Annotated in this window: 17 protein-coding genes and 2 pseudogenes; 11 read left to right on the forward strand and 8 right to left on the reverse strand. The window is 59.7% G+C overall.

The window, feature by feature from the left end:
• The 3 genes from EOC83_RS27390 to petA all read right to left on the reverse strand — a co-directional run.
• Positions 1-1,067, reverse strand: a 1,067-nt coding sequence (locus EOC83_RS27390) for a mechanosensitive ion channel family protein (protein ID WP_245441847.1), incomplete at its 3' end; no start/stop codon positions are given.
• Positions 1,068-1,166: 99 nt separating this feature from the next.
• Positions 1,167-2,516 (reverse strand): cytochrome b N-terminal domain-containing protein, encoded by a 1,350-nt coding sequence (locus EOC83_RS27395; protein ID WP_063170641.1) that lies wholly within the window; start codon positions 2,514-2,516, stop codon positions 1,167-1,169.
• Positions 2,517-2,531: 15 nt separating this feature from the next.
• The gene (gene petA, locus EOC83_RS27400; RefSeq protein WP_063170640.1) at positions 2,532-3,008 is read right to left on the reverse strand and encodes a ubiquinol-cytochrome c reductase iron-sulfur subunit; all 477 of its coding nucleotides are present in this window, start codon (positions 3,006-3,008) and stop codon (positions 2,532-2,534) included.
• Positions 3,009-3,493: 485 nt separating this feature from the next.
• On the opposite strand from petA, the gene EOC83_RS27405 reads away from it, so the two are divergent.
• The 4 genes from EOC83_RS27405 (at position 3,494) to EOC83_RS27420 (ending at position 6,642) form a co-directional block, all read left to right on the forward strand.
• Positions 3,494-4,078 (forward strand): glutathione binding-like protein, encoded by a 585-nt coding sequence (locus EOC83_RS27405; RefSeq protein WP_063170639.1) that lies wholly within the window; start codon positions 3,494-3,496, stop codon positions 4,076-4,078.
• A gap of 63 nt (positions 4,079-4,141) precedes the next feature.
• Positions 4,142-4,396, forward strand: coding sequence for a hypothetical protein (locus EOC83_RS27410; protein WP_127224467.1), 255 nt, complete (start codon positions 4,142-4,144; stop codon positions 4,394-4,396).
• 72 nt (positions 4,397-4,468) lie between these two features.
• Positions 4,469-5,530: an alpha/beta hydrolase gene (locus tag EOC83_RS27415; RefSeq protein ID WP_063170877.1), complete on the forward strand. Its 1,062-nt coding sequence runs from the start codon at positions 4,469-4,471 to the stop codon at positions 5,528-5,530.
• Between the two features lie 131 nt (positions 5,531-5,661).
• A complete protein-coding gene (locus tag EOC83_RS27420; protein WP_206516555.1) occupies positions 5,662-6,642 on the forward strand; it encodes a Dyp-type peroxidase in 981 nt (326 codons plus the stop codon).
• A gap of 35 nt (positions 6,643-6,677) precedes the next feature.
• On the opposite strand, the pseudogene EOC83_RS27425 reads toward EOC83_RS27420, so the two are convergent.
• A pseudogene (locus EOC83_RS27425) lies at positions 6,678-6,877 on the reverse strand (ornithine cyclodeaminase); the annotation flags it as partial.
• Here EOC83_RS27425 and EOC83_RS32905 point away from each other — a divergent pair.
• Both EOC83_RS32905 and EOC83_RS27430 read left to right on the forward strand, forming a co-directional pair.
• Positions 6,819-6,977 (forward strand): hypothetical protein, encoded by a 159-nt coding sequence (locus tag EOC83_RS32905; protein WP_164752021.1) that lies wholly within the window; start codon positions 6,819-6,821, stop codon positions 6,975-6,977. The pseudogene EOC83_RS27425 and the gene EOC83_RS32905 overlap by 59 nt on opposite strands.
• 40 nt (positions 6,978-7,017) lie before the next feature.
• Positions 7,018-7,494, forward strand: a complete 477-nt coding sequence (locus EOC83_RS27430) for an Lrp/AsnC family transcriptional regulator (RefSeq protein WP_082826771.1) — start codon at positions 7,018-7,020, stop codon at positions 7,492-7,494.
• A 494-nt stretch (positions 7,495-7,988) separates the two neighbouring features.
• Here the strand turns inward: EOC83_RS27430 and EOC83_RS33040 are convergent, their stop codons facing one another.
• Positions 7,989-8,201, reverse strand: coding sequence for a hypothetical protein (locus EOC83_RS33040; RefSeq protein WP_164753728.1), 213 nt, complete (start codon positions 8,199-8,201; stop codon positions 7,989-7,991).
• A gap of 274 nt (positions 8,202-8,475) precedes the next feature.
• Here EOC83_RS33040 and EOC83_RS27440 point away from each other — a divergent pair, with 274 nt between their 5' ends.
• The 3 genes from EOC83_RS27440 to ampH (EOC83_RS27450) all read left to right on the forward strand — a co-directional run bounded on the left by EOC83_RS27440 (position 8,476) and on the right by ampH (EOC83_RS27450) (position 12,028).
• Positions 8,476-9,615, forward strand: a complete 1,140-nt coding sequence (locus EOC83_RS27440) for a M23 family metallopeptidase (protein ID WP_244514466.1) — start codon at positions 8,476-8,478, stop codon at positions 9,613-9,615.
• 61 nt (positions 9,616-9,676) lie between these two features.
• Positions 9,677-10,825 carry a D-alanyl-D-alanine-carboxypeptidase/endopeptidase AmpH gene (ampH, locus tag EOC83_RS27445; RefSeq protein WP_063170875.1) on the forward strand — a complete coding sequence of 383 codons (1,149 nt, stop codon included), beginning with the start codon at positions 9,677-9,679 and terminating at the stop codon, positions 10,823-10,825.
• Between the two features lie 45 nt (positions 10,826-10,870).
• Positions 10,871-12,028 (forward strand): D-alanyl-D-alanine-carboxypeptidase/endopeptidase AmpH, encoded by a 1,158-nt coding sequence (gene ampH, locus EOC83_RS27450; RefSeq protein WP_063170636.1) that lies wholly within the window; start codon positions 10,871-10,873, stop codon positions 12,026-12,028.
• A gap of 27 nt (positions 12,029-12,055) precedes the next feature.
• Here ampH (EOC83_RS27450) and EOC83_RS27455 read toward each other — a convergent pair whose 3' ends face one another.
• Positions 12,056-13,771, reverse strand: coding sequence for a ShlB/FhaC/HecB family hemolysin secretion/activation protein (locus tag EOC83_RS27455; protein ID WP_082826769.1), 1,716 nt, complete (start codon positions 13,769-13,771; stop codon positions 12,056-12,058).
• A gap of 109 nt (positions 13,772-13,880) precedes the next feature.
• Positions 13,881-16,043, reverse strand: a complete 2,163-nt coding sequence (locus tag EOC83_RS27460; RefSeq protein ID WP_082826802.1) for a serine hydrolase — start codon at positions 16,041-16,043, stop codon at positions 13,881-13,883.
• 474 nt (positions 16,044-16,517) lie between these two features.
• Here EOC83_RS27460 and EOC83_RS27470 point away from each other — a divergent pair.
• Positions 16,518-16,785: pseudogene (locus EOC83_RS27470) on the forward strand (ATP-dependent DNA ligase); the annotation flags it as partial.
• Between the two features lie 604 nt (positions 16,786-17,389).
• Here the strand turns inward: EOC83_RS27470 and EOC83_RS27480 are convergent.
• Entirely contained in the window at positions 17,390-17,797 is a 408-nt protein-coding gene (locus EOC83_RS27480) for a hypothetical protein (RefSeq protein WP_063170632.1), read from the reverse strand.
• 281 nt (positions 17,798-18,078) lie between these two features.
• Between EOC83_RS27480 and EOC83_RS27485 the strand changes: the two genes are divergently transcribed.
• A complete protein-coding gene (locus EOC83_RS27485) occupies positions 18,079-19,224 on the forward strand; it encodes a PHB depolymerase family esterase (RefSeq protein ID WP_063170874.1) in 1,146 nt (381 codons plus the stop codon).
• The last annotated feature ends 76 nt before the right edge of the window (positions 19,225-19,300 follow it).

A 19,300-nucleotide genomic window follows, 5' to 3' on the forward strand; every position in this document is an offset into this window, starting at 1 on the left:
GTTAGGGCCGAGAAGATCGGTATGGCCTTGATCAAGTCGATCGCGGCGAAGCCTTGGTAGGTCGCCGTCCCGTCGATTGGCGGGGAGGTCACGGCAATCGAAGCTGAAAGTGGCGCTGCCAGCAGCACCCCAACCGACCTTGAGTGGCGATAGACGAGATCGAAAATTTCGTTCCGAGCTGCAATCCGCTGATCAAGGCTGGCGACGCGAAATGACAGCTCGATCTCGATTGCCGCCGCATCCAGGCTTGTGATGGCTACCACGGGCGAGGGGTCCTGGAGGATCGAGGTGCAGCTCAGCAGGACCATGCGCATCGTGTCTACGATGATAGCCGGCGTCTTCGTCAGAGACATCTTTACCGTCACGGCAAGTCCATGGCTCTCGTCTGGGCCGCTAAGGTTTGTTACCCCGATTTTGGCGACAAGGCTGTTCGGAAGTGCGATGACGTTGTGGGCCGGGGTGAGGAGTTGGGTCGAGCGCCAATTGGTCTCGACGACGCGGCCCTCGGTTCCGTCGTTCAGAATGATCCAGTTTCCAAGCACATAAGGGCGGCCGAGGTTAAGCGCGATTCCCGAAAATACATCACCAAGCGTATTCTGGAGCGCCAGACCCAGCATGACGGCAAAGACGCCCGACGTGGCGATGAGCGTTCCGACCGGCACGGCAAAGACGAATGCGAGGATCGAAAGGAGCATTCCCGTGTAAACGACGCCGACCACGACATCCTGCAGGAGGCGTGCCTCGTGCGGCTTTCGCTCGAACACGACATAGATGCGGACAAACCCGATTAGCGCCCAAGCAAGATGTACCCACCACAGCAGCTTGACCAATCCGATGAGGATCGCTCCGCTGGTTGTCTCATCGCCTCGTGCGGGCTCGTACGGGACGACCCGCAGTTCAAGAACCATGATCGACATTGCAAGGAAAAAGACCAGTTGGACGATCAGCCTCGCATTGGCGAAGCGTGCCGGAACGAGGTTCCAAACGACAATTCCGGCGAGGCCGAGCGACACGATGTAGATTAGCGGTGAGTTCCACAAATTCATCGCCGGACCCAGATCGACCATGATCGCAATCCCTGTTTTTCAGCTAGCAGCGTGGTTCCTAGCGCGCGACATGAAGTTGTCTCGTCACCTAGACGCAACGGCTCGACCCAAAACGTGTTGCTATCGGCGACTTTCGAGGCCGGCTGGCGAGACACGATCATCGCCTCTTCTCATCAACGTCTGGTCTCCGGCCGCCGCGCTCGCGCCTTTGCCGCCGACCCCCTTGTTCTTCTCGAGCACCGCTTCGGTGATCGAGTTGGGCAGCCGCCGTGGCTTCTCGATCAAGCCCAGCACCGGCAGTGCGATCAGGAAGAAGGCGAAGTAGTAAAGCGTCGCCAACTGAGACATGACGACGTAGTTCCCTTCGGCCGGCCGCGAACCAAGCCAGCCGAGAAACAGGCCGTTGGTGACGAAGAGCCAAAAGAACACTCTGTACCAGGGCCTGTAAACGGCCGAGCGAACCTTGGACCTGTCGAGCCAGGGCACGACGAAAAGCACCACGATCGAGCCGAACATGGCGAGCACACCACCAAGTTTTGAATCGATCGGGCCGACATTGAAGGTGATGGCGCGCAGGATCGCATAGAAGGGCAGGAAGTACCATTCCGGCACGATGTGAGCAGGCGTCTTGAGCGGATTGGCGATTGTGTTGTTGTCAGGATGGCCGAGATAGTTCGGCAGGTAGAAGACGAAATAGGCGAAGAAGAACAGGAACACGACGATGCCGAACGCGTCCTTGACGGTGGCATAGGGTGTGAAGTCCACGACATCGGTTTTTGATTTCACAGCAATGCCGGCTGGATTGTTCTGCCCGACGACGTGAAGCGCCCAGACATGCAACGTCACCACACCTGCAAGCACAAATGGCAAAAGGTAATGCAGCGCAAAGAAGCGGTTCAGCGTCGCATTGCCGACCGCGAACCCGCCGAGCAGAAGCTGCTGGAACCAGCCACCGACCAATGGGATGGCCGTGAAAAAGTTGGTAATGACGGTGGCTCCCCAGAACGACATCTGTCCCCAAGGCAGCACATAGCCCATGAAGGCGATCCCCATCATCAGCAAGAGGTTGGTGCAACCGAGCACCCACAGCAGCTCACGCGGCGCCTTGTAAGAGCCGTAGTAGAGCCCGCGGCAGATATGGATATAGGCGGCAATGAAGAAGAAGGAGGCGCCGTTCGCATGGAGAGAGCGCAGCAGCCATCCCGAATTCACGTCCCGCATGATCTTCTCGACTGAATTGAAGGCCAGCCCGGTATCCGGAGCGTAATGCATGGCCAGCACGATCCCGGTGAGGATCTGCGAAGCCAGCATGACCGTGAGAATGCCGCCGAACGTGTAGGCGTAGTTCAAATTGCGCGGGACGGGATAGACGATGAAGCTATCGTGCACCAACCTCGGAAGGGGCAGGCGGGCGTCGAACCAGCGTTCGATACCGGTCTTGGGCGTATAGGTCGAATGTTTGTCGCTCATCGAAACGCCCCCCTCTCAGCTGATACGGATTCTGGTGTCGGCAATGAACTGGAACACGGGTATCGCCATGTTCTCGGGCGCTGGGCCTTTGCGGATGCGGCCGGCAGTATCGTATTGCGAGCCGTGGCACGGGCAGAGCCAGCCCCCGAACTCGCCTTGCTGACCAACGGGGATGCAGCCGCTATGCGTGCAGACCTGGACCATCACGATCCAGGCTTCCTTGCCCGGCGCCGTGCGGTTGGTGTCGATTGCCGGCGCATCGGCCGGCAGATTGGCGTTACGGGCGATCGGGTCCTTGAGCTCGGCCAAGCTTACAGCTTTGCCGTCCTCAATTTCCTTCTCGGTGCGGTTGCGAACGACGACGGGTTTGCCGCGCCATTGCACGACCAGCGACATTCCCGGCATCAGCGAGGAGACGTCGACTTCGACCGTGGCCAGTGCCTCGGCGGGCAATGCGGTGGTGCCTGTTTCAGTTGGGGAAAGCTCGGTCATGATGATGACGACTCCTCTGATTGGGAAAGCTGCTTCAGTGCGTCGGCGTGCAGTCGGGAAACCCGGCTGCGGCCTCTCGCCTTTCGCGTTTGCTCATTTCGCGTTGAACTATGCCGGCCGTGGCGGGATGTGGGCCATCGTGCCAAGGGCACGTGCGTCCAATACTTTCGTTTATGGTTCCTGAGCGAAGGACTACCGGCCTGTCGAGGACGCCAGGTGTGGTGGTTCTGAAGCCTTGCTGTTGTCTTTCCCCGCTTGAGCAGGATTTCGGCCTCGGACGCGGCAATCGCAGAACGATTGCTTAGCTTGATCATACCTCGGCATAGGCACGCCTACCTGTCGGTGTCGTAGCCTTCCTTTCCGGCAAGTGAGAATTTCTGGAACCTCATGGACGCCGCGCGCAGCGATAATCGGTGCGCGGCGCAAGGCGGGCTTCCGCCCGACCAATTTGCGAACTGCGTCCCGATTCAGACAAGGGAAAAGCCGTGAAACTCTATTATAGCCCGCTCGCCTGCAGCCTGGCCGACCACATCGCGCTGGAGGAGGCCGGTGCCGCCTTCGAGCGCGAAACGGTCAATCTCAAAACCAAACGAACGGGCTCGGGCGATGATTTCACCACGGTCACGCGCAAGGGGTATGTGCCAGCCCTCGTGCTGGATAACGGGGAAGTTCTGACAGAGAATATCGCCGTCCTCGATTGGATTGCGGCGCAATACCCGGCACTGGGCGTGGAAGGGCCACTGGGCCGTACCCGCGTTCTCGAAGCGCTGACCTATGTCTCAACTGAAATACACCGAAGCTTCAAACCCATGTGGCACCATGGCAGCGATGCTGAAAAGGCCAAGGCGCGCAGCACGATTACGTCGCAACTTGATCTCTTCGCGAACGGTCTCAAGACTGATTATCTGTTCGGCGAGGAACCCAGCGTCGCGGACTTCTACCTTTTCGTGATGCTGCTTTGGGCAGCCCGCTTCCAAGTCCCTGTTCCGGCTCCTTTGGAAGCGCTGCGCGCCCGAATTGCGGCCCGTCCGGCCGTTCGCGTCGCAATGACTCGTGAGGGCCTTGTCTAAGTGCGAGACCGGCCGCGTGTCGTGTCACCCTTGAGCCACGACACATTACGAAGGAGTTTGTCCATGCTTCCGTTGCTGCAGATACTCCACCTGATCGCTGCCAAGCGCGGCGACGGGTTACGCCCCGAATTTCTAAGGATGCAAAGCGAGGCGGCACAAAGCGTGACCTTCCCGCGTGTTCAAACGCAACTTTCTACACTGCCCGGCAATCGCGTCATTCCAGCTCAATGTATTTCTGAATTTCAGTCGGTGGAGCCACCGACGCCTCGACTGTCCAAAGAGGCTGCCAAGGCATGCAGGCCGGGAACGCCAAGCTGATGAATGAAGGTGATGCCAGTGCTGTGTCAAAAACAGGTGGCATCCGATGGTGCCGCGAACGAGGTTGCAAGAATGGAAAATACAAGACCGCCGGGAGAAATTGATCGCTATCGCAGGGCCTTTGTCGGCGTTGCCGCAATGGGTCTGGTTGCTACCCAGTTCACGACAGTTCGCACTGCTAAAGCACAATGCGTTTCAGAGCTGGGCGGAGCAACGACAGAACGATCGACGGCTGCCTCGTTCGCTGCGCTCAGGCAAATCGACGCCGGCTTGCTGAACGTTGGCTACGCTGAAGCTGGTCCATCCAACGGTCCCGTCGTTATCCTCCTTCACGGCTGGCCTTACGACATCCACAGCTTTGTCGATGTCGCTCCCTTGTTGGCGATGGCGGGCTATCGCGTGATCGTTCCGTACTCGCGCGGTCATGGCACGACGCACTTTCTCTCCAGTCAGACGGTCCGCAACGGCCAGCAGTCCGTGCTGGCTGTCGATGTCATCAAATTGATGGATGCGCTGAAGATCGGCGACGCGATCGTCGCCGGGTATGACTGGGGCGCACGCACAGCCTGCATCATCGCGGCGCTCTGGCCGGAGCGCTGCAATGCGCTCGTTTCGGTCAGCGGTTATCTGATCGGCAGTCTCGCGGCAAACAGAATGCCGCTGCCGCCGAAGGCCGAGCTCCAATGGTGGTATCAGTACTATTTCGCGACGGAACGCGGCCGGGCCGGGTATCAACAGTACCGGCGCGATTTCGCAAACCTTATCTGGCGGATCGCCTCGCCGAAGTGGGACTTTGACGACGCCACGTTCGATCGCAGCGCTGCGTGTCTCGACAACCCGGATCACGTCAGCATCGTCATCCACAATTACCGTTGGAGGCTCGGCCTGGTCCGAGGCGAGCCGGAATATGACGGCCTGGAAAAACGGCTGGCCGAAAGCCCGGTGATCACGGTGCCCACCATCACCCTTGAGGGGGATGCCAATGGCGCACCCCACCCCGACAGCAGTTCCTACGCCAAGAAATTTTCAGGCGGATACGCGCATCGGATCATCACCGGCGGAATTGGCCACAACTTGCCGCAGGAAGCCCCACGGGCTGTCGCCCAGGCAGTCATCGACGTCGGCGAATACTGATCGGGCAAAATCCTGACCAACTGAGGCGGAGATGATGCTGGGGTCATCTCGCGTCGGTGCTTGCAACTCCGCCCTTCCGCCGCCTGTGCCGGTCGACCAGTGGCGTTACGAACAAGATAAAGGGACCTATTGTGGATTCGACCTTGCCATCCGCTGTTTCGCAACCAGTCGTCGCGCAGCTGACGCGGGCCGCGATATTTCTCGTGGTGACGATAAATTCTGGACCAAAACACGAGGCGACGGTGCGGGCCTTATGTGCCGATCTTTCCACCCTCGTGCGCGCAGTCGGGTCCCGCGACCTGGACGGCCGGCTGTCGTGTGTCATGGCGTTTGGTTCAAATGCCTGGGACCGTTTGTTTGGAGCCTCCAGACCGAAGGACCTGCATCCATTTCGCGAGATACAAGGCCTGCATCACGCCGTCTCGACGCCAGGCGACATCCTCTTTCACATTCGTGCGCCGCGCATGGATCTTTGTTTCGAACTGGCGACGCAGATCATGTCGCGGCTCGATGGCGCAGTCTCCACAGCAGATGAGGTGCACGGCTTCAACTATTTCGATGACCGCGACCTGATCGGCTTCGTCGACGGCACGGAAAACCCGGTGGCTGAGCGCGCGGTCAAGGCCGCAATCATCGGCGAGGAGGACCCCATATTTGCCGGAGGCAGCTATGTGATAGTGCAAAAGTACCTGCATGATCTGAAAGCATGGAACGGGCTCCCAATCGAGGAGCAAGAGGGAATTGTTGGCAGGAAAAAACTCACCGATGTCGAGCTGGACGATGCCGTAAAGCCGACCTCCGCCCACAATGCGCTGACCACAATCATCGAGAACGGAGAGCAGTTGGAGATCGTCCGCGACAACATGCCATTCGGCGACGTGGGCAAGGGCGAGTTCGGCACTTATTTCATCGGCTACGCCCGTTCGCCGCGCAGAATCGAGCAGATGCTCGAGAACATGTTCATTGGCCGCCCGCCAGGCAACTACGATCGGTTGCTGGACTTCAGCCGTGCAGTCACCGGCAATTTGTTCTTCGTACCGTCGGCGACATTCCTGGAAAAGGTTGCGACGGGGGAAGCCATGTCGACCGCTGGTCTGGGCCCGTCGGGTTGACCTGTTCGGAGTCGCCGTCAAATAGGTTCCCACCAAATATCGATCACCCCGTCATGGGAATGGCTTGCCACGCGCGGTGTCTTGTCGAAGACCTCCCAGCGGCGAAAATCCCTCTCAATGGCGTCGGTCAGCTCGAACAGCATCGTCTCGATCCCGATGTGTGGATGAGGCGCATCATGTTGTCGACGCTGACGAAGGGCACCATGGCCTTTGCGGACGGAAGGGGGCTCGGCATGCTCGGTCTCCTGCGGGCTATCTGGACGTTTGCAGCCAGCGTACGGCCAAGCCATACTGATCAAAATCTCAACATCGCCCTGCAAATTGCGCAAGGATAGCAAATATGCCCAATGAAATTGTCAAATCGGTCAATATTCGATGATCGGCAGCGACATCGCAAAATATGCCCCCGATGCGCTCGACCGGGCAATCATCGCCCATCTGAGGGTAGACGGACGCGCCTCGCTGGCAAAACTTGCCGAAGCCGTCGGCGTCGCGAGAGGCACGATCCAGAACAGGCTCGACCGGCTTCTGGCAACGGGAACCCTCACGGGCTTCACGGTCCGCGTGCGGGAGGACTACGACGACAACGCAGTCCATGCCGTCATGATGATTGAGCTCGTCGGCAAATCGACGACACAGGTGAACCGCAAACTGCGCGGTCTTCCCGAGGTGCGCGCCTTGCATACGACGAACGGCAACTGGAGTGTCGAGTGGCGGGTGGTCGGGCCGCAAGGGGTCTGGCGTCATAGGCTAACCTCCAGTTGCGGCGATCCTGTCGTAGGCGGGGCGGCATCGCAAGAGAATTGGCTCTGCTGCGCACAGCCTGTAAGCCAGCGTGCAATTTTGATCTAATGCAGATTTGCTGGAGTGGCGGTCGTTTCCAATTCGCCGACCTAGTTGTCGACCGCGATCATCACGTCGGATGCCTTAACCGCAGCACAGGTTCCAGGCCGACTTCGAGGCCAGTTCGTCGTCCGCCTGATGAACGGCGGGTATCAGAATAGTGCCGTTCGCTCGCGAACGACGGGGGATGGAGTCGTGAGCTGACAAGAGAAACTTTGCCCGAGGACGCGTGTCAGCGAGCGTACGGTGCATCTAACCCGGTATCCAAGATCGAGCAGCTGCAAGATACAGCACATACCGAGGAAGCCGGAACCTCCCGTAACCAGCACTTGTTGGGATTGCGTAGGACGTTTCAGAGGTCTGATCATCGGCATCTGAAGTTGCGGGATTTCCATCGCAGTTTGAGCACTGATTCGATAGCCGACCACGCCCTTTCCCGATAGCTTGGTCCTCTCCCCGGAAAAGCACAATCTCATACAGCTGGAAGACATTCTGCCCGACGACTATGCAGTGTGGGTCAAACCACGCCAAAGTTCGGCTTGAAAATCGACGGCGGGCGGAACCGATCTTATGTCGATGAATAGGTCAAACCCTCGTTTTTCGAATAGATGCCTAACGCTGACAAACACCACGCCTACGGCGCGATCGACCCAAAGGTGCAGCCGGTAGGGAATGATGCGGATGAGCCCGGTGGGATGATCGGTCAGGACGGCCAAGGGTCGCGCCGCGCCACCGGCAACAACCCTAGAGCCACATTGCGACTGGTGCCGACATCTTTGTTGCGGAGGCCCAGGCAGCTTTATTCCCGTAAACCAGACATGCCAACGACAACACTTGAGGCCGCTGTTGCGCCAGGGTCGGCGAATCTTCCATGTGCCGCACGCCACCTTGGCTCCCGGCCTTCATTGTCGTACCCTCGCGTCGCAAAGTCAGCGTGTGCAGAGGAGGCGCGTTCGAATGCGGGTTCCAATTTGGCTCCTTTCGACCTTTGTGCTGTTGTTGGCAACATTTCCATCCGGGGTGCACGCTGCCAGCGACAATCCGAAGCTCACGCCACTCGTTGCGGAGATCATCGCTCCCCCGCATGTGATTCCAGGCTCGGACGGCAGGCGTCACATCGTCTACGAACTGGCAGTGACGAATATCACTGGCGGCGATGTCCGTTTCGAGAAGCTCAAGGTCGTCGATGCCGACAGCGGAGCACCGCTTGCAGAACTCGGCCCGGATGAATTGCGCACGCGCGTCACGCCGGGCGCAAGCCGCGGCAACGAAAACCGCGAGTTGGCCGCCTATCAGTTCGCCGTCATCTTTCTGCATGTCGTGCTTGCGGACGGCGCGGCGGTTCCGGCTCGCATTACCCACGAGATCACGGCGTTTTTCGCGGTCATCGGCGCCGACATGACGGTGACGATTGGCGAGGGTGCCGTCGTTGCGAAGGCACCGGTGGCTCTTGGGCCGCCTTTGCGCGGCAAGGGTTATGTCGCGGCTGACGGCTGCTGCGATTCCATCCGCCATGTCCGCGCCCTGCTGTCGCTCGACGGCAAGTTCTACCTTGCCCAGCGTTTCGCTATCGACTGGGAGCAAATCGACGACAACAACACGCTGGTCGTGGGCGACCTTAAGGTTCCTGCGAACTACCACATCTATGGCAAGCCTATCCTTGCCGTTGCCGACGGCACCGTGGTCGGGACGCGCGACGACTTGCAGGACCAAGTGCCCGGTGCGCTGCCCGCCAACTTGCCGATTGACGAGGCCGACGGAAACTTCGTCGTGCTCGACCTCGGCTCGGGCTTGTTCGTCAACTACGCCCACATGCGGCCGGGGAGCGTTAAGGTGAAGCTCGGAGACAAGGTGCAGCGCGGCGATCAGATTGGCGAAGTCGGCAATACCGGGAACAGTCAAGCGCCGCATTTGCACCTGCATGTGATGGACAGCGCTTCTCCGTTGGCCTCGGACGGCCTCCCCTATGTGTTCGACAGCTTTACCATCACCGCGGTCGGCGAGACCACCGAGGATTTTGACAAGGCGGAAGCGACCGGATCGCCGATGACGCTTACGCCGCGCGTCCCGCCCCAGAAACTGGAAGACGTGCTGCCGCTTGACCTCTCTGTTGTTGACTGGCCACAGTGATCGCCCTGTAAAAGGCAGTGGACAGTCCGCCCTGATTTCCGAAATGGTGAGCTCGAAGCCGATGACCGCCACCCGCACAATACCCTTACGTCTTTTCCTTGCCGCTGCCGTCCTTACCTGCGCAAGTCCTGCAAACGCCGATCGGCTGCTGGACGAATCGGTCGAATTCACCGGTACATTCGCTTTTGTGAGTTCAGGCGCGCCGGGCCTGGTGATCGCCGGCGTTCGCAACGGCGAGACGGCGTTTGCCGGTTTCGGCGAAACGGTCCGCGGATCCGGCATAGAGCCGAATGCCGACACAATGATGCGAGTGGCATCCATTTCGAAGGCATTTTGCGGAGACGCTCTCGCCAGTTTGTTGGTAAAAGGAGAGATCGGCCTGACTGACCCTGTTCAGACGCACCTGCCTGACGGTTTCGTGGTGCCTGAGAAGGATGGGCGGACCCTAAGGATCATCGACCTCGCGACACAGACATCCGGCCTGCCGCGCGAGATGGCCCAGGCAGGTGGAACACCCAACGATCCCTACGCCGGCCACACAAAGGAAGCGATGATCGCAGCCATGCACGGGGAGCCGTTTCTGTTTCCTCCCGGAACTGGCGCGCTCTATTCGAACCTGGGCTTCGACCTCCTGGGACTGGCGATCAGCGGAGCGGCTGGCAAGCCGTACGCTACCGTCTTGGAGGAGCGTGTGTTGCGGCCACGCGGCATGGTGGACACGGTCTTCAATCCGCGACCTGGTGACGAGGGCCGGCTGATGCAGGGCCACAATTTCGACGGCACGCCGCTTCCCTTCGTGCCGACACCGATGACGATGGAATGCGCCTCGGGGCTTTATACGACGCCCAACGATATGCTGAAGTGGATAGCCTGGCACTTGGCTCAAGGCGGCTCCGAGGACGATGCACGCCGCATTATCGACCACGCCAGCCTAGTCCGGAGGGATGGGCTCTCTCCGGCGCTGGGCCTCGACGACGGTGGCGCGCCGATGGATGCGATGGCACTCGGTTGGGTTGTGGTAGAGGCCGACGGCAACCGTCCGCTGGTGCTTCACAAATCCGGAGGGCGACAAGGCATGTTTACATATGTTGCCATCGCGCCGACGCGCGGCGTCGGCGTCTTCGCGGCGATCAACCAGTTCAACGCCGGGGGCTTTGAAGCAATGGTGCACGCAGTAAACGAACTGATCTATCAGCTCGCGCCCCGCTGACTGCGCTCTCGTCTCACAATCAGATTTCTCGTCGAGGACATTCCAATGACCGGTTCAGGCCACAGGCGCTTGCTCATCCTCTGCTTCACGGCAGCCTGCGTCCTTGCGGCTCCTCACGTCGCCGCCGCCAAAGATCGTCTGCTTGAGGAAGCCGTGGGATTTGCCGGCGGCATCGCCTTCCTGGGCTCGGGCGCTCCTGGCCTCGTGATCGCCGCGGTTCGCAACGGCGAGACGGCCTTCGCTGGCTTCGGCGAAATCCGCAAGGGCTCGGGGCAGGTGCCCGACGAACATACGCTGATGCGGATAGCCTCGATCTCCAAGACCTTCTGCGGCGATCTGATGGGCTCGATGATTGTGGATGGCGTCATCGGCGCGACCGATCCCCTTGCCAAACACCTCGGGAAGGACTGGACCGTGCCTGGGCTCGAAGGACGAACGCCGAGGCTCATCGATCTGGTGACGCAGGCATCCGGCCTGCCGCGCGAGGTACCGAACCAGACAGGCGGCACGCCGGACGACCCGTTCGCCGGCAATACCTTCGACCTCAGCCGCGCTGAGCTTGCGAAGCCAGAACCCTATCTTTTCCCTCCCGGCACGGGTGCCTTTTACTCGAACTGGGGTTACGATCTGCTCGGCCTCGCGCTGGCCAATGCCGGTGGCAAGTCCTATGGCGATCTGCTGGCCGAGCGGGTGCTCACGCCCCGCCAACTGACCGACACCAAGCTCAACCTGGCGGAAGGCGATGCGGCGCGGACCATGCAGGGCCATTTCTTCGACGGCACACCGTTGCCCCTCGTTCCTTCGCCGGAAACGATCGGATGCGCGGGCGGGCTCTACACCTCCGCCGCCGACATGATGAAGTTCATGGCCTGGCACCTTCGCAAGGATGCGGCCGGCGATGCGGAGCGTACCGTCGACCATGCGGGCTGGCTCTGGCGCGACGGTCTCTCGCCGGTAATCGGCATCGACGATGCGGGGTCAATGGGAATGATGACGCTTGGCTGGGTCGGAGTTCTGGCCGACAAGGACAAGCCCATGATGCTCAACAAGACCGGCGGATTGCAGGGGCAGTTCAGTTATGTGGTGTTGGCGCCAACGCGCGGTGTCGGTGTCTTCGCCTCGATCAATCAGTTCAGTGTCGGTGGGTTCAAGGCGATGGTCGCAGCAACGAATGATCTCGTCGCGCAACTTGCGCCAAGATAAGGGCAGTTCAGGCGGGAGCTACGCCACCTAATACGAGCTGATTAGCTGGAACAAAAAACGCGTGCCGGTATCAGTCAGACCTCGGTTATCTCTGAACGGTACCGCAACAAGCGCCCTTGCATTGAGGTGTTGCCCAAATGCAGCCTTTGCACCTATTCCGGCCGAGCCGAGTTCCGCCTCAATGTAATCCACGCCCGTATCGTGGTTCCAGACCGCACCGTAATCGACATAAGCAAACACGTTCAGATTTGGGATCGGCAAAGCCTCCGGGAGTTCGATGTTGCGTCCCAATTCCAGCGAGGCCGCTATCCCGCTATCGCCTGAAGCGGCCGAGCCATCGAAAGCCAGGCCATAGGGATCGCCGCCGAGCACCAACTGGACCGACGATGGCACCGCCGTCGGCGCATATTGCGCAGCCACTCTGAGGTGGGCGACGGCCAGCGAAGCGATCTCCTTGGTAAGGTCGAGGTCGCCCCGAAAATACCTGTAGTCATCAGGAACGCCTGGACGCGGTGCAAGCGGATCGGTGCTGCTGCTCGCGCCAAAGCCGTCGAGGCCTTGGCCGAAAGTACCTGTCAGCGTGATGGCGCCGTTTTCCAACTCACCGGTATACTTAAGGGAGGCCGCCAGCCATCGGAGGTCCTCATCCGTCTGCGTTTCGCCGCCCAACGCCAGCGAGTTGTCCTTGAAGTTCAATTCAAGGCGGCTAAACAGGCTGTGGTCAATTGTCCGCAGCAGTGGGTAGTTGACATACGCGCTGCCGAACCTAGAGGCTATGTCGAGCTCGAGAGGCTTGAGGTCGGCGCCCGGCTGGGAAGAGACATAACCGATGCTGTATCCTACATGCAGTCCGTCATACCCGATCGGGACATCGTGCGAAGCCAGCACGAACTTCAACTCCTCGGGACTGTCCGGAATGGTCACCAGGGCGATGTTCGCCACATCGAACAGCCTAAGCGCATCGTTGAAGGTGCCGGTGCCGGTCAGCTGAAATGGGCCGACGGCTTTGCTGCCGAGATTGTCGACTATTGCGTTTGCGCCGGCCCGCTTGAAGCCAATGTCGAGTTTCAGATCACCGCCGGCGGAGGGCGTTTCGGGCCGAATGAAAGTGCCTTCGATGGTCAGGCCGCCAAGATCGCTCATCAGCAACAGCACGCGCTCGGCCTCCTTGATCCGGATTGGCCGCATGGCGACGATGCGATCGATGTAAGGTTTCAAACGCCGGTCAATATCAGGGATGGCGCTGTTGATGGTGACCCGGCGCACATAGGATTCGTAGAGAACGATGACGACGTTGCCGGATGAAAAGTCCTGCTCGGGAACGACGGCCCACGAGAAATATCCGGCCTTCTGGTAGATCTCGTCGATCCGCTCGGCGATGGCGTAAAGGTCGGCGGCGCTTATCTTTTTGTTCCGCTGCGCGGCCCACGCTTGCTCCAGCGTAGCGCTGGGCACCGTCACCGCGCCTCGAACGGTTATCGACCTCAAGGTAAACATTGTTTTTTCGGCTTGTTCCGAGCTCGTTGCCTTGCGTGCATCCGGAACTGACAGGTCAATCGTGCCGGGCTTCCTCGGAGCGGAATAGCGTCGGATGATCTCGTTCTGATCCGAAACCACCGAATCGATCCGCTCGGGGATCGTCTGGCTAAGGCTCGGTCCGACCATGAAGGCACTGGTTGCAAGACTGATGGACACGCGACGTACTGCGTCGAACCAGTGGGACAGCGCCTTGCGAAGAGGCATCAATCAAACTCGCTGACATGTCGTGGCAGGGATAATCAACGGTTATTCGAAACTTGGTTTAGCAAATTAGCAAATATGTTGGGGTCCGTCATCCCGCGATGCACACCCGTCAGTGCCCCAACAAAGCGCAGACCGCCTGAGCCTGAACCTCCCGCAAGCGGTCGAGCAACGCGCCAGCCGGCTCAGCGATGTTCAGCGTGGTGGTGACCGAGCGCGTCCCGTCGGCGGTTGACGCCGCCCACTGCGTGTAGCCCGGGAAACTGCCGGTGTGGCCATAAACGACACCGCACGGCGTGGTGTAGCGGAACAGTCCGAGACCGGCCTCGTTCGTCCCGGGTCCGGGCGGACTGGAATTGCCGGCCACGAACTTCATCTGTTCAATCTGCTCGGCAGCGCCGAAGAACTTCAGTCCGAGATCTGCCCGTATGAACATCGACAAATCATCAGGCGTCGACACGATCGCGCCCGACGCCCACGCACCGCTCGGGCTGACGAAGGTCGTGACATCTTTCGGCTCGGATCCGGGCGCGACGACATAGCCGTGGATGGCGGGCGCAGGCAGCGCGATGTCGCGCGTGGGGAAACTCGTCCGGGCGAGGGCGGCAGGACCAAACGCGATGTTCTTCAGCAGCGTCCCGTAGGGCATTCCTGTGACCGCCTCGGCGATCAGCCCGACGACGACGTTGTCCGTGTTGGAGTAGGTATACTGGGTGCCGGGCGTAAACTCGAGCGGGTCGTTGCGGACCCAGCCGATGATCTCAATGGGCTGCACGTAACCTTGAGGATTTGTCGCGACCTGCTCGGCCAAGCCCTTGGACTGCAAGTAGTCGGGCAGGCCGCTGGTGTGATTCAGCATCTGGCGGACCGTGACGGCCGACCATGCCGCCGGCAGATCAGGCAGGTGCTGGCCGATGGTGTCGTCGAGGCCGAGCCGGCCCTTCTGGACGAGGTGCAGGGCAATGGCGCCGTTGAATGCTTTTGAGATGCTGGCGATGCGCATGTATTGGTCGACCCCCAGCGCCTCACCCGATATGACATCGGCGCGCCCCGCTGTGAGTACGGTCATGCGACCGTCGCGGTAGAGCGTGGCGATCGCGCCGGGAGGTCCATCCTCTGCATCGAGGAGCTCCTGTAGTCCGGCCTGGACCTTTGCATCGGCTGTGCTCAACTGAGCCGCGGTTAAGCCGGTCGAGCGTGCCGGGCCTTCGCTATCAGGATGTTTTACATAGAGATCCGGATTCATCTCTTCAGAAGACACGATGACTTCGTCATTGACGCCCAAGTCAATATAATCATCGGTAATTGAAAAGCCTGCCAGAAGCTGTTTGTCCGTGAGAGGATACCAGGAGCCGAGTTCGTGCGAGTAGGCGGCAATGGCCAGCATCGCGAGTTCACGATTGCTATACAGGTCGACTTCATAATCTTCGACCAATTTGCCATCGGAATATTTCTTATATCCATCAATGTAAGGATCGCGGGAATTGTCGCCTCTATACTTATCCACAATGTCGCCGACGGTGACCTTAGACTTGTTTCCGTGGAAATAGATCTTGCGGAGGAGAAAACCCCAAGCAGCTACCCCATACTCTGGGGTTTCATAAATGGCAGTTTGGTTGCCGTACCGGTCTGGCAGAGTGCAACCCACATATCCTCTCATGCTGTCTCGCTGCCATTTCGAGATGTTTATGGCGCCGGGATTGTTTGTTCGAAGGGCCCTCCGAGTAAGCGCATTTGAGGAACTATAGTCAGCGTCCGGCAGGCTGCTAAAGAAATTGCCGATCCCGACCAGACTTCTGAAGTTGAATTCAGTAGCTTCAGGATATTTCGCATCGTCGCGAAATGGCGGGGCTAGACTGCGCGCCTTGTTCGCTTGCCAAAACGGCAGCCCGAGTGCACTACCGGTCTGCATCCCCACTGTGCCGTCAACGGGCATTCCATATGTGCTCTGGAAGGACTTCACAGCGCTTGCTGTCTGCGAACCAAACACTCCATCAATCGCTGAGGCGTAAACAGATTTGTCCGTGAGTACGCTCTGTAGAAGCGCAACCCTACGATCAAGAACGTTGCTTCGTGTTTGCTGAAAGACCGGACCGACGGGTTGACGCTTGTCGCTGATGCTGAAGTTGCTGACCCATTCGCTCGACCCGGAATAATCGTCAGGTGCTCCGCATTTCAGGGGATTCGCTGCGCTAACTTCATCCGGGCTTTCAAAAGCGAAGGCCGGACCGGAAGGCAAGAGGGCCAGGAGCGCAATGCCAAGCCAACCGCCCATCCCCGGCCTGAAACAACCGCCTATCATTTGGCGACTTCACCGCATGCGTCGACTGCATCGGTCTTCGACATGCATCCTCCGATCTTCGGCGAATGTCAGTTCGCCTCCTTAACCGACATTCTCGTCTCCCGAGCACCTTTTCCATATCATCCAAAGAGTGGATGACGGAAGGTGAACTCGATTCTGATCTGGCGAATCTTTGTCAGAAACGCCGCTATCGCCGCGGCAGCCTGCAACTTCAGCGCCGAGAGCTTCCGCTTGTCCGACGTGAACTCGGAGCGAGCCATGTTTACGAGCTCGTATCGGCGAGAAACAGTCCTTTCCGGCGAATGGTTGAGCCGTGCGGTCTCCGATTGGAGCAGACCCTGACATGCGGAATTCCGATCCCCTATCAAGGGGTGCGCTTACGCACCTTCGGCGACCAGCGCGCATTTGCAGCCAAGTGGAGTCACTTGGCGTCGCGAAAGTGCGGCTGTGTTGAACGATGCCGGCCTGTCTGACTTCGCCGAGCTGCGCAAGGCGATCACACGACGGCAGCACGACCTCTACTTTGTCGCCTTCGACCTGCTGCACCTCAATGGTCATGACCTGCGCGACATGGCACTGGAGGAACGGCGTGAGATCCTTGAAAGCGTGATCCCCGCCAAAATCCGCATCCAATTCAGCCAGGCGCTGCCCGGCGAGGCCAATCCATCACCTGATCGATGAAGCCGGTCTGGAGGGGCTGGCATCAAAGCCACGCCAGATCGGCGCCAAAAGGCATGAAGCGTGAAGCATGTGCGTGGCGAGGCAGACTCTTGCCATGCATGGCTGCAGGACTTTCGGGAAGAATGGGCAAGCGGGGAAGCGATTTTCTCTCCCATTGGATATCGGATGGTGATCGATATGGCTGTGGACGCAAAACGGGCAGCGCGAGCCAGGGCATTCCGGGCCAAGAGATCGATGAAGAGATCGGCCCGATCTTCGAAGACATCATGCAGGGTTGCGGGGCGCCACGCTTAGCCGCTGCGAGGAGGACTAATGCTCGGCAGCCGAGGGTTCGACAAGGTGTTGCTAATATGCAGCAGCGGCGGCATCTCTGACGGCCACCGCCTGGAACCGCTTCTCACGGCTGGCTGTAGACGTCAAAATGAGAACGAAAATCGGGAGGTGACGAAGATGGATAAGCGAGAAAACAGGATCATTGAGACGTGTTGCCTTATAGCCGTTCCGGTATCGATGGCTCTCACTATGGTACTTGCTCAACTGATCCTTGGCTGAACCCAAGGCACCGACCAGGCAAGACATGAGCCGTATTAGGCGACCGCTAAACCGGCAGGCGATCTGGCAACGCTAGCTATCGTTCCTCAGGTGGTTTCAGGATTACCTGAACATCGCGGGCAAAATCTACTACGAAACCCACTTGCTCCGCTGATGCGGATGCAAGCATTTTTCAGCGAGGTCGCGCTGGACCTGGTCTGCCGGATGGATCGACCCTTCCTGTCCTCGTCAACGCCGCGGAGCGGCGAGGTGAATCGGGCAATCTGCGGTTCATCCGCATCACCGTCTTCAATGCGTCCGACCGCCGCCGCTATGAACGAGAGCTTCTGGAAGCGCGCCGCACTGCAGAGCGGGCCAACGCCGAACTGCTTAAACTCCCATACACTCGAACGTCGCGTGGCCGAGGCGGCCGAGGTCGCCTGAAGAGCGAGCGGGCACTTCACCAGGCGCACAAAATGGAGGCGGTTGGCCAACTGACCGCCGGCGTCGCCCATGATTTTAATAACATGCTCTCAGTCATTGTGTCGTCGCTCGGGCTACTCGAGAGGCGGCTTGCAAACGGCGAGGACGTTTCCCGGTTTGTTTCCTCCGCAAACCCGGTTTGTTTCCTCCGCAAACTTAGACTAGCGCTGGGCCTCTGAGTTCGCCTCACCGAGCGCGCAATTCAATCTATAGGTTCACGGACGCAACGGCTTGTTCTTGTGCATCGCAGCAACGATATTGCTGCATGTGCGTTGTGCAGGACCGTGCCATTCCGGCGCACAAGGACACCGACTTGCGAAATATATCCGATACGATCGCTCGCCTGAGCGCGATGCACGCGCGGCCAGCAGCTGGATCCGGAGAACGGAACGACGCTCACTTGTCCGAAATTACAGGGTTCGGGTCCAATCCCGGAGCCTTGCGCGCGAGGCTTTATCTTCCGAAGAACCTGGCCCGGCAGGCGGCGCTGGTCGTCGTGCTGCATGGCTGCACCCAGAAAGCGGCCAGCTATGATCATGGCTCCGGCTGGAGCGAGCTCGCCGCCGAGCATGGTTTTGCGGTGCTGTTCCCCGAGCAGCAGCGCGCCAACAACCCCAATCTTTGCTTCAACTGGTTTGTACCAGGCGATATCAGGCGCGACAGCGGCGAGGCACTGTCCATTCGCCAGATGATCGAGGCGGCAGTGGTTACGCATGGCCTCGATCGCAAGAGGATCTTTCTCACCGGTCTGTCCGCCGGCGGCGCTATGGCGGCGGTGATGCTGGCGGACTATCCCGAACTGTTTGCCGGCGGCGCGATCATTGCCGGGCTCGCCTATGGAAGTGCCTCGACGATCTCCGCAGCCTTCGACCGCATGCGCGGCCATGGCGGTCCGTCCCAAGCCGACCTCCAGCGGCTGTTGCGGGCGGCCTCGCCGCACAAGGGTCCGTGGCCGCGTATTTCGATATGGCAGGGCTCGGCCGACACGACTGTTGTGCCTGCCAACGCGGATGCAGTCCTGGCGCAGTGGCAAAGCGTGCACAATCTCGGCGAAAAGCCAACACGCATAGAGAAGGTCGACGGCCAGACGCGGAAGGTCTGGAGCGACAGCAACGGGCGCGAGGTAGTCGAGACGTTCACCATTGCCGGCATGGGCCATGGAACGCCACTGCAAACTGGCGGCGGTGGTCTCGGCAACGCAGGGCCTTTCATGCTGGATGTTGGGATTTCCTCGACACGCCATATCGCCCGCTTCTGGGAATTGACGAAGCCGGACGTGCGACGCAAAGCCAAAGCCGAGGTCGCTTCAGGCGCCGCATTGCAGTCCTTTGCACCCACGGAAAAACCGCGGGCAGCCCGAATCGATCCCACGCCGGAGCGAGCCAATGCGCGCGGTCCGGCAAGTGGGATTTCCAAGGTCATCGAAAATGCTCTGCGCGCGGCGGGGTTGATGCGCTGAATTGTTGTGGCGGAGGAGCTCTTTGTCTGGACTCTGCTGAACCAAGAGCCCACCATCGATAAGGCAGTGAACCCCT

Origin of the sequence: Mesorhizobium sp. Primo-A, from assembly GCF_003997175.1 — a bacterium.
Lineage (GTDB): Bacteria > Pseudomonadota > Alphaproteobacteria > Rhizobiales > Rhizobiaceae > Mesorhizobium > Mesorhizobium ciceri.

Coding starts and splice junctions, on each gene's coding strand:
- EOC83_RS32905 (WP_164752021.1), top strand. CDS start 6,819: ATGTTGTCGACGCTGACGAAGGGCACCATGGCCTTTGCGGACGGAAGG.
- EOC83_RS27410 (WP_127224467.1), top strand. CDS start 4,142: ATGCTTCCGTTGCTGCAGATACTCCACCTGATCGCTGCCAAGCGCGGC.
- EOC83_RS27460 (WP_082826802.1), bottom strand. CDS start 16,043: ATGGGCGGTTGGCTTGGCATTGCGCTCCTGGCCCTCTTGCCTTCCGGT.
- ampH (WP_063170875.1), top strand. CDS start 9,677: ATGACCGCCACCCGCACAATACCCTTACGTCTTTTCCTTGCCGCTGCC.
- EOC83_RS27455 (WP_082826769.1), bottom strand. CDS start 13,771: ATGCCTCTTCGCAAGGCGCTGTCCCACTGGTTCGACGCAGTACGTCGC.
- ampH (WP_063170636.1), top strand. CDS start 10,871: ATGACCGGTTCAGGCCACAGGCGCTTGCTCATCCTCTGCTTCACGGCA.
- EOC83_RS27395 (WP_063170641.1), bottom strand. CDS start 2,516: ATGAGCGACAAACATTCGACCTATACGCCCAAGACCGGTATCGAACGC.
- EOC83_RS27415 (WP_063170877.1), top strand. CDS start 4,469: ATGGAAAATACAAGACCGCCGGGAGAAATTGATCGCTATCGCAGGGCC.
- EOC83_RS27430 (WP_082826771.1), top strand. CDS start 7,018: ATGATCGGCAGCGACATCGCAAAATATGCCCCCGATGCGCTCGACCGG.
- petA (WP_063170640.1), bottom strand. CDS start 3,008: ATGACCGAGCTTTCCCCAACTGAAACAGGCACCACCGCATTGCCCGCC.
- EOC83_RS27480 (WP_063170632.1), bottom strand. CDS start 17,797: ATGGGCGACGCCGGCGGTCAGTTGGCCAACCGCCTCCATTTTGTGCGC.